This window comes from Endozoicomonas sp. (assembly GCF_031844845.1).
Classification (GTDB): Bacteria; Pseudomonadota; Gammaproteobacteria; order Pseudomonadales; family Endozoicomonadaceae; genus Endozoicomonas.
Window position 1 is genome coordinate 1 of record NZ_JAVRMB020000369.1, and the last position, 10,239, is coordinate 10,239.

Below are 10,239 nucleotides of genomic sequence, written 5' to 3' on the forward strand. Positions count from 1 at the left end.
TGGAGAAAATTGAGAAACCAGCCGGCATAGCGAATCCCAAGGATTACCGTAACGAAGTGGTGAACTTTGTCCTCAGGGCTCGAGCCAATAATGACGGCAGTAACCCAAGCTGGATGAGCTACGAGAAGATGCGCTCAGTGATTGAGAAGAAGATGTTCTCTAACACTGAAGACCTGTTGCCGGTCATCTCGTTCAACGCCAAAGGGTCTCAGGACGACCAGAGCAAACACGCTGACTTTGTCGATCGAATGGTTGCCCACGGTTATACCAAAAAGCAGGTTCGCCTGTTGTCCGAATGGTATATCCGGGTTCGCAAATCACAATAACCACAAGACCACCGCCTTCTCCCTGATACCTGTAGAGAGTGAAGGCGGAACAACCTCTGCGCCCTGTCGATCAGGGCGGCTAATCATTAGCGAACAGCAACTATCTATCGGGAGAGCGTCTTTATGAGCATCATAATCGACCGACGCCTCAACGGAAAAAAGAAGAGCACTGTCAATCGACAGCGCTTCCTGAGGCGTTACCGCAGCCTTGTTAAAGAGGCAGTGCAGGATGCTGTTGATCAACGCTCTATCACCGACGTTGAAAGCGGCAGTGACATTTCAATTCCCAAAAAAGACCTGAATGAACCCTTTTTTCATCATGGTCAGGGTGGCCATCATGGTCATGTTCATCCGGGCAATAAAGAGTTTAACAGCGGCGACCGTATTCAGCGGCCACCGGGTGGTGGCGGTCAGGGCAGTGGCGATGGCAAGGCCAGCGACAGCGGTGAAGGCGCTGATGACTTCGCCTTTCAGATTAACCGCGAGGAGTTTCTGGAATACCTCTTTGATGACCTGGAACTGCCCAATCTCATCAAAAAAGAACTGAAAGACAGCACCGATTTCAAAATGAAGCGTGCTGGATTCACCACCGCGGGGTCGCCGGACCGGTTAAATATCATACGCTCCTTACGTGCAGCCCATGCCCGTCGAATTGCGCTTTCCGGCAAAGACAGAAAGGTGATCCGAACCCTCAAGCGTGAACTGAGGGAAATGGAAGTCAGCACGGATGATGTCGATGAGCAGCGAGCCCGAAAAATTCGGGAAGAGATCACCGTTCTTAACAAAAAACTGAAGCGTCTGCCATTTATTGATGACTTTGACCTGCGCTTCAACAACATGACCAAAGTCCCCCAGCCTTCCAGCAAGGCCGTGATGTTCTGTGTTATGGATGTTTCCGGCTCCATGACCCGTGATATCAAGGACATGGCCAAGCGTTTCTTCCTGCTGCTCTATCTGTTTCTGGAAAGAAACTATGAGGCGGTGGAGGTGGTCTTTATACGACACCACAGCGAAGCCAGGGAGTGTGATGAAAACGATTTCTTTTATGCCAGGGAAACCGGCGGTACCGTGGTCTCCTCCGCCCTGCGCTTAACCGATGAAATCATTACCGAACGCTATTCACCCAGCGAGTGGAATATCTACATAGCCCAGGCTTCCGATGGGGACAACTGGGAAGCAGACTCCAGTAAATGCAATGATATTATTTTGAAAAAGCTGCTACCGGTCTGCCAGTACTACTCCTATGTAGAAATCACCGATCGCCATCATCAGAACCTCTGGTATGAGTACAAGAGCATAGAGCAGGCACACCCGGGTCATTTTGCCATGCAGCAGATTCGCAGTTATGGTGATATTTACCCAACCTTCCGTCGTTTATTTGAGAAAAAGGAGGGAAGTCATGCTGGAAGCTGAAACCCCGGTAAAAAAAGTAAAGAGAAAGCAGCCACTGTCAACCGACTCGGAATGGACTTTTGAGCTGCTACAAATATACGACCGTGAGTTTTCCAGGCTAGCTGATAAATTCCGACTGGATACTTACCCCAACCAGATTGAGGTAATCAGCTCTGAGCAGATGCTGGATGCCTACTCATCAGTGGGCATGCCCCTGATGTATAACCACTGGAGCTATGGCAAGAGTTTCCTGAGCAATCAGCAAAACTACCAGCGGGGAAGCATGGGACTGGCCTATGAGATCGTAATCAACTCCGATCCCTGCATCGCCTATCTTATGGAAGAGAACACCATGCCCATGCAGGCACTGGTGATTGCCCATGCCTGTTATGGCCATAACTCGTTCTTTAAAGGCAACTACCTGTTCCGGCAATGGACCGATGCCAGCGCCATTATTGATTACCTGCTATTCGCCAAAAGCTATATCGCCAAGTGTGAAGAAAAGTATGGTATCAGTGCCGTTGAGGACGTTCTTGACGCCTGCCATGCCCTGATGAATCAGGGGGTGAACCGATATCAACGACCAACGCCCATGTCAGCGGAGCAGGAAAAAGCCCGCTCTCAGGAGCGTGAAGAGTACATTCAGCGAAACCTGAATGACCTCTGGCGAACCATCCCTGTTCGTGAAAGTGAAAAGGGAAAACAGAATATTCGCTTCCCTAAAGATCCGGAAGAGAACCTTCTGTACTTTATTGAAAAGAATGCGCCACTACTGGAAACCTGGCAGCGCGAGCTGATTCGCATTGTCCGTAAGGTTGCCCAGTATTTTTATCCCCAGCGCCAGACTCAGGTTATGAACGAGGGATGGGCGTCATTCTGGCATTATCATCTGATGCATGAGATGTACGATGAAGGCCTCATTACTGAAGGCTTTATCATGGAGTTTCTACACTCACACTCCAGTGTCGTGTACCAGCCCGATTTTGATGATCCAAGATACAGTGGTATCAACCCCTATACCCTTGGCTTCAATATCTACAGGGACATTCGCCGGATCTGTGAGAATCCGACGAATGAAGACCGGGAGTGGTTCCCGGACCTTGCCGGTACTGACTGGCTGGATGCTGTGCACTTTGCCATGAAAAACTTTAAGGACGAAGGATTTATCCTTCAGTACCTGTCGCCTAAAGTCATGAGAGACATGCACCTGTTCAGCATTGATGATAATGAGATCAACCCCTACCTTGAGGTTGATGCCATCCATGATGACCCTGGCTATCGTCAGTTGCGGGAAAATCTGGCGAATCAATACAACCTTGGCAACCGGGAGCCTAATATTCAGGTCTATAACGTGGATGTCCGCGGAGACCGCTCACTCACCCTTCGCCACTACATGCACAAGGGCAGGCCACTGGAAGACGACAGCACCAATGAAATTATCAAGCATGTTCGTCGCCTGTGGGGATTCGAGGTAAAACTTGAATCAGTTGATGATGAAAATATTGTGCAATATTCCTTTGAACCACCAAAAGAGAAGTCATCCGCCGACGCAAAACCATAACAAACCCTGAGTCCCTGCCAGACTGCGTTCAAACAGTCTGGCAGTATTTTCAGCACGGTTTTCCGCACGCCATTAAAGAATAGTCCCGAAATAAGATCCCCATTTTACTGAGCCTTTTAAAGGCCGCTGCCCGCTACCCGCAAAAGCGACTCTGGCTTTTTCGGGTAACGGGCGGCGAAAACAGGCAAGTTATTTAGGGACAAATCCTAAGATAGTTTGATACCCCTTGTCTCCAGAGTCGCATGATCAATGCTGAACTGATGCTTCAGAATGACCCTTAGCTTGCGCTTAACCACCTCATGATCTGCACATTTCAGTAAAATACGAGCCTCACAGCAGATACTCTGCTCATCAAGCTGCCACAGGTTAAGCCTGGTTACCTTTTCCACGCCCTCGATACTTTGCATCACCTCTCGGATTTTGTCGCAATCAACGGCATCGGGGACTGCCTGCATTAAAATAAACACACATTTCCCTAACAACCCTATCCCGGTATAGATGACAAAAAAAGCAATCACCAGGGTAGCAATAGCATCAAAGAAATAACGTTCATAAACAATAATCAATGCCCCGGCAATGATCACCGTCACTGATCCCAGGGAGTCGGCCAGGTTGTGAATAAACAGCGCCCTGATATTAATATTGTTTTTAGCACCCGCCAGCCAGGCCAGTAGTGTCGTTGCCAGATCCACCACCAGCGTTATGCCCGCAATCCAGCACACCATCCAGCCATCGACCACACACGGCTCAAACCAGAGAGCAATGGCTTCCGTGATCAGGTAGATCCCCACCACCACCAGCAACCCGCAATTAAACAAAGCCCCTAACACTCTGGCCCGGGCAAACCCATACGTCATGTGACCAGTGGCAGCCCTGTTGCTGATTCTCTGGGCAATCAGGGCGACGAGGATACCCCCGGTATCACAGAAGTTATGAATCCCGTCAGCAACCAGCGCCATGCTGTCAGACAACAGGCCACCGGAAACCTGAATCAGGGCCAGCAACCCCTTTATGGCAATGGCGATAGCGAGCTTGCTGGCAACCGTATCTTTGCCATTTTCACAATGATTATGTTGATGCATTTCAGCTAACGACTCATTGACATGAGTGTTTATAAATAACAGCCACTGAAATATGACCGGATATTAAATGAGGATAGTAACTTTGCTCCACCGTGCAAATATCTTGCTTATCCATTCGTAAGAATCCGGATATAAACGACACAGCACTGAAAAGTACCTGGACCATCAGCAGATAAAGCCTCAACAAGGCTATTACAAAGACAATTTATGATGTTATATTGTAAGCTCCCCCTTGTCTGAAGCCTGATGGTTCGGCTCTCTTTCAAAGAAGAAAAAGACGGCGACGATTTATTCAGACAGAAATAAAGGGAATAAAGTGGCACGGACGACACTTTTATGAATAACCATAAAAAAAAATGCCAAAAACTAAAACAACAAGGGTTGCAGTTTCCCAGCAGTTCCGTCAATGTAGTATCTGAAGGATTCAAGCTGTATGGAAGCGACCAAGAAGGAAATGGAAGCTATGCTGGTAGGTACTGTCAAGTGGTTTAATAACCCTAAAGGGTACGGATTCATCCAGGCAACGGAAGAGACCGAAAATCAGGATGTCCTCATTCACTATTCTGTCATTGAGATGGAAGGCTTTAAAACTCTAAAAGCCGGACAGGTTGTCAGCTTTGAGCTTGGCCAGGGTCCAAAGGGACTCATTGCCACTAAAGTTCTGCCGGACGATGGCAATGGCAGTGGCAGTGGCAGTGAAAGCACTCAAGGCACAACAACCGCCCAGGAAGAGTCTTTCCCTGTTTAAATTTGATTCAGCTGCCTGCCTGAATACTCTATACAAGTGTAATGCTTCACAATTTTAATAATTATGGAGCAACACTTATTATGACAAAAGAGTATTAAAGGCTATTATTTCCAGTCAGACACTGTCTGGCTGTTTAGCCAACTGATCAGAACTGCTCTTTCCGCTCATATGCAAGTGTATTTTCTGCGTCACTAATGATTAGCCATACATGTCTTCGCCCTACCCATGTTTTCAACATGGGTAGCTCGTTGTTGACAGAGCCGCGTTTTTAACAATTCGTTGACTCATAAATCCAATACAAGGTAGTGCAGTGCTGCTGGATATTTTCCCTCTCGTTCTCTCAGGCTCTCTTCTTATTGTTGCAGTGATTGCCTGGTATCTCTGGCTCACTTTCAGCCCCCTGAAAGCCAATATAAACATGAACCTTCTTGAGCAAGACAAGCGGGCTTTTCTGGGCCAGCTGGATATTGCTGTTCGCAGTCATCTGCTGGTTCTGCCGTCCTTACCTGTTGGCGATGTATTGAAATCCGGTAAATGGAGCCGAACCGCCAGGATACTCAGCATCAGAAAAAACCGCCGGTTTGATTTTGTTCTTTATCATCGTCGAAAAATGGAAGTCTGCTGCGTTATCAACCTGATCCCTTATAAAATAAAATCAAGCTCAAAAGAGTTCAAACTATTACGTCAGCTTTGCGAAGCAGCAGAGTTACCACTGCTGGAATACGATATGAAACCCTGGCGCGATGTTACTGAACTGCGCCGTACCGTTCTTGCCACCTGTGGTATTGAGGAGGAGGGAACTCCGGACTATGAACTACCAACCCCGAGAAAGGCTATTGCAGAAGTGGAAACTGTAGTCGACCCTGACTGTCCAAAGTGCAATAGCCCAATGAAATTAAGAACTATGAAAAAAGGCTCGCAGGCAGGACTTGAGTGCTGGGTATGTAGTACCTACCCCGACTGCAAAGGTGCCCGAGTGGTAGACACCTGATATCTCAGGGTAGACATTAAGCCTCACCCAAAGCACACAAGACCAGTCTCGCACGGCCAAGCAGCCAACTCTTGAACGCTGCTCCTACCTGGCGTTAAAGCCCCAAAATGGGAGTAATTCATCAATGGCGCCTGAAAGCTTCTTACCCACCCTACCCCTGATAATTGCTCTGAGCCTGACCTCAACTCAATCCGGCGGAGAAAAGTTAATCACCTGTTATGGCAGGGGGGGGGGCAGGGCACTGCGGGAAAGATGGGACATAATTGATCACGCTAGTACTACCCTTATCAACTTCTATTTCCCTGGCGATAGGCCTGACACGCCCCCCCCTGGCATAGCCGTCACCATACCCGTCACAACCAGCACATTTATCTATTGCTAATATCCCAAAGCCAATAGCACAAACAACAGCATGGGCCATTAATACAATACAATCTCTGAGAGATATAACTCGCCCCTTGTTTTCGAATTTCACTATATCGGATATCACGCCCACAGCACCAACAGCCACAAGTGAATATCCTGCAAACCTTACGGGATTCAAACTTGGATCTTCAGACAACTTAATACCTGAACCAATAATAAAAGCACCGACTCCACCAGCAGCCAAATGAGTCGCAAAACTTTTCCAGTCTGAGTTCAATTGATCCATAATATGCACACCTTACAAATAGAATGTTTGGCTAATTTTGAGGCCGCCTGTTCTTTAGTTTCGACTATCCGTTCAGGTGAAAATATCCCACCAAGGCTCAGGACGCTCCCTTTGAAATACAGGGCTTAATGTATCCTTTTTTCTTGGAACGGGGGCTAAACCTTCGATTGCACAAACGGCCATACTATCGACAATGAAATACCGTTAAAGTTCACAAACGATTCTGCCCCCATGAAGTTTTTTACCAGCAAGGCCGCCAGCTTATCAAAGATGCATAAACTGCAAATACCTGAAGCCAGAACTCAGCCCGACAGAGCCGGGCGAGGATGTGATATACCCGCGCCCCATGTAGACGCAGCGATGCCGAGTATAGAGAAGTGAGCTCCATTCACGTAACGGAGCTAATTTGAGTTTATTACAGCATCAGGACAATGCCAGAATAACCGTCGCTAACGGTGGCAAGGTTAAAGCAATACTGTAAGGCTGATGATGCATCGGAATCTCTTCAGCCTGAAGGTGTTCACCGGCTTTAACACCACTTCCCCCAAAGCAACGATCATCCGTATTCAGCAGCTCAGAGTACTGCCCACCTTCAGGAACACCAATACGATAGTTATGGCGAACAACGGGCGTCAGGTTACAAACAACCTGAACTGAGCGTCCGTGACTGTCATAACGGCGAAAAGCCAGAACGCTTTGACCACTGTCGTCGCAGGTTGCCCAGGCAAAGCCACCGGCATCCATATCCCTTTCATACAGGGCAGGTTCACTGCCATGGAGATGGTTGAGCGTTTTCACCAGCTTCTGAACACCGGCATTGAAACCATCGGTATTTTCCAACAGGTCCCAGTCCAGAGCTGCATTTTGATTCCACTCTTTATGAGTCCCAAGCTCGGTTCCCATAAAGAGTAACTTCTTACCCGGATGGGTATACATAAATGCCAGGTAAGTCCGTAAATTGGCAAACTTCTGCCAATCATCGCCGGGCATACGCGTCAGGATAGTGCCCTTACCATGAACCACTTCATCATGGGACAGTGGCAGAACAAAGTTTTCACTCCATGCGTAGACGGTACTGAACGTCATCTGACCGTGGTGATGTTGACGGTAAACAGGATCCAGCTTCATATACTCAAGAGTGTCATTCATCCACCCCATGTTCCATTTGAAGTCAAACCCGAGACCACCCTCATTAACCGCTTTGGAAACACCCGGCCAACTGGTGGACTCTTCCGCAATGGTCATCACATCCGGGAATGCCGTGTGAACAGTCTCATTGAATTTTTTCAGGAAGGCGACCGCTTCAAGGTTCTCGTTGCCACCGTGAATATTGGCCTCCCACTCACCATGATCCCTTGAGTAATCGAGATACAACATGGAGGCAACCGCATCCACTCTGAGACCGTCAATATGAAACTCGTCAAGCCAGTAAAGCGCATTACTGATCAGAAAATCCTGTACCCAGGGTTTGCCAAAGTCGTAAATACAGGTCTGCCAGTCCGGATGCCAGCCACGCCGTGAATCGGAGTGTTCATAAAGGGATGAGCCATCGAATTTAGCCAGACCATGATCATCACTGGGAAAGTGGGCAGGCACCCAGTCCAGAATCACCCCGATGCCCTTTTGATGGCACTTATCCACAAAATAACGGAAATCATCCGGCGAACCATAGCGGCTACTGGGAGCAAACAGCCCCACCGGCTGATAACCCCAGGAGTCAAACAACGGATGCTCAGAAACCGGCATCAGTTCCAGATGGGTAAAGCCCATATCAAGCACGTAAGGGATCAGCTGATCAGCCAGCTCCCGAAAATTCAGAAAACCATCGTCTTCTTTTCTTTTCCAGGAGCCTGCATGCACCTCGTAAATGGATAACGGCAGCGCCTGGTTACGGGAATCCCTTCTCCGGGCAAGCCAGCCCTGATCATCCCAGCAATAACCATCCGGGTTTTGTACCACTGAAGCCAGCCCCGGCCACTGCTCGAGATGCTGGGCAAAAGGGTCCGTTTTTAATGGCAGGAGACCGCCATGATAATCATGAATTGAATATTTGTACTGATCCCCGGCCATCACCCCCGGGATAAACAACCGCCAGATGCCATCGTCCGCACTGGCCATTGGATGAAGCCGGTCATCCCAGCCATTAAAACTGCCGACAATATTGACCGTTCGGGCATAAGGGGCGTAAACCTTAAACAGGACACCTTCAATCTGGTGCTTACTATTGATCGCATGACGGGTAACCGAAGCACCCATATGTCGATGAAGATAGTCTGATTCAATGTCCGTTTGTTTAAGAACGTACTGGCCAAAACTGTAAGGGTCAAACAGCCGGAAACTATGGCCATTGGCCCAATGAATATTCAGCTGGTAAAGAAAGGGCTTTTTCCGCCGGGGCAAATGCAGTTCAAACAACCCCTCTTCATGGGCAGTCATCGTCCCCAGCAGTTTTCCCGTCTGATAATCAAGCACCTCAATGGCGACTGCATCGGGCCGCCAGGCACGAATCACCAGGCCTTTTCCTGATGGGTGTGCATGAAGTCCGAGAATATCAAACGGCGTGGCATAAAGGCAGGCAGCCAGTTCGGCAGCTACAGAGGCAGGTAAAGAAGGTGAAACTGCAATATTCATAACACTATTCTTTTAAAAGCAATTCTGACAATAAAAACGACCACAGCAAATTAATTCCCATAGTCGTATAAGTCAGATTAGCTTAATTACTCCAGGTAATCAGTCATCGGTTAATGGCTGACTGATACACATCAAGGTAGTCAGAAGCCGATTGCTCCCACGTAAACGACTGATTCATTGCATTATCGATCAGCTGCCTCATGACTTCTTGGTCATAAAAGACGTCAAGCGTACTGGTCAGGCAAGCATGCAACGCGTGCTCTTCCGCAGCGGTGAACACAAAGCCCGTAGCCAGCTGCAGGCTTTCCTCATGATAACCCACCACTGAATCCACCAGACCGCCAACAGCCCTGACAATAGGCAGTGTGCCGTATTTCATGCTGTACATCTGATTAAGCCCACAGGGCTCGAACAGGGAAGGCATGAGGAAAAAGTCAGAGCCCGCCTCAATCAGGTGCGCAAGACCGTTATCATAGGCTTCAACAAAACGACACTTATCGCCAAAGGTATCAGCAAGATGCCTTAATTCAGCGGCAGTGTGCCGGTCTCCGGAACCCTGAAGAACTACCTGTACGTCATTCTGCAAAAACTGCCATAAAGCAGGAATCAGATAGGCAAAACCTTTCTGCTCAGCAAGACGACTAACCAGTCCATATAATGGCTTCTCCGGAGCAACAGGCAATTGCAGTTGCTCTTGTAGCGACTGCTTACACAAGGCTTTGCCGGAGAGATCTTTCAGCGAAAAATTAGCCGGCAGCAATGAATCTGTTTCCGGATTCCACTCCTGATAATCACAACCATTGAGAATGCCTGAAAAATCCTGCTTCCGACGTCCAATAATCTGCGCCAGACCATG

8 protein-coding genes and 1 pseudogene are annotated in these 10,239 nt (G+C 48.4%); 5 read left to right on the top strand and 4 right to left on the bottom strand.

Annotation, left to right across the window (positions count from 1 at the left end; genetic code table 11):
• The 3 genes and pseudogenes from RM811_RS20500 to RM811_RS20510 form a co-directional block, all read left to right on the top strand.
• Positions 1-326, top strand: a pseudogene (locus tag RM811_RS20500) (PrkA family serine protein kinase); the annotation flags it as partial.
• 123 nt (positions 327-449) lie between these two features.
• On the top strand, positions 450-1,739 hold the full coding sequence (locus RM811_RS20505) for a YeaH/YhbH family protein (protein WP_402527776.1): 1,290 nt from the start codon (positions 450-452) through the stop codon (positions 1,737-1,739).
• Positions 1,726-3,279, top strand: a complete 1,554-nt coding sequence (locus RM811_RS20510; protein WP_402527778.1) for a SpoVR family protein — start codon at positions 1,726-1,728, stop codon at positions 3,277-3,279. Before RM811_RS20505 ends, RM811_RS20510 begins: the two co-directional genes overlap by 14 nt.
• A 206-nt stretch (positions 3,280-3,485) precedes the next feature.
• Here the strand turns inward: RM811_RS20510 and RM811_RS20515 are convergent, their stop codons facing one another.
• The gene (locus tag RM811_RS20515; RefSeq protein WP_402527780.1) at positions 3,486-4,361 is read right to left on the bottom strand and encodes a cation diffusion facilitator family transporter; all 876 of its coding nucleotides are present in this window, start codon (positions 4,359-4,361) and stop codon (positions 3,486-3,488) included.
• 433 nt (positions 4,362-4,794) lie between these two features.
• Here RM811_RS20515 and RM811_RS20520 point away from each other — a divergent pair, with 433 nt between their 5' ends.
• Both RM811_RS20520 and RM811_RS20525 read left to right on the top strand, forming a co-directional pair.
• Entirely contained in the window at positions 4,795-5,109 is a 315-nt protein-coding gene (locus tag RM811_RS20520) for a cold shock domain-containing protein (RefSeq protein ID WP_402527782.1), read from the top strand.
• Positions 5,110-5,419: 310 nt separating this feature from the next.
• Positions 5,420-6,100, top strand: coding sequence for a DUF2726 domain-containing protein (locus RM811_RS20525; RefSeq protein WP_402527783.1), 681 nt, complete (start codon positions 5,420-5,422; stop codon positions 6,098-6,100).
• A gap of 205 nt (positions 6,101-6,305) precedes the next feature.
• On the opposite strand, the gene RM811_RS20530 is transcribed toward RM811_RS20525, so the two are convergent.
• The 3 genes from RM811_RS20530 to RM811_RS20540 form a co-directional block, all read right to left on the bottom strand.
• A complete protein-coding gene (locus tag RM811_RS20530) occupies positions 6,306-6,752 on the bottom strand; it encodes a hypothetical protein (RefSeq protein ID WP_402527784.1) in 447 nt (148 codons plus the stop codon).
• A 423-nt stretch (positions 6,753-7,175) separates the two neighbouring features.
• Complete coding sequence (gene glgB / locus RM811_RS20535; RefSeq protein ID WP_402527786.1) at positions 7,176-9,383, bottom strand: 1,4-alpha-glucan branching protein GlgB; 2,208 nt, start codon at positions 9,381-9,383, stop codon at positions 7,176-7,178.
• A 103-nt stretch (positions 9,384-9,486) separates the two neighbouring features.
• Positions 9,487-10,239: glycogen synthase (locus RM811_RS20540; protein ID WP_402527787.1), on the bottom strand; the 753-nt coding region annotated here is incomplete at its 5' end.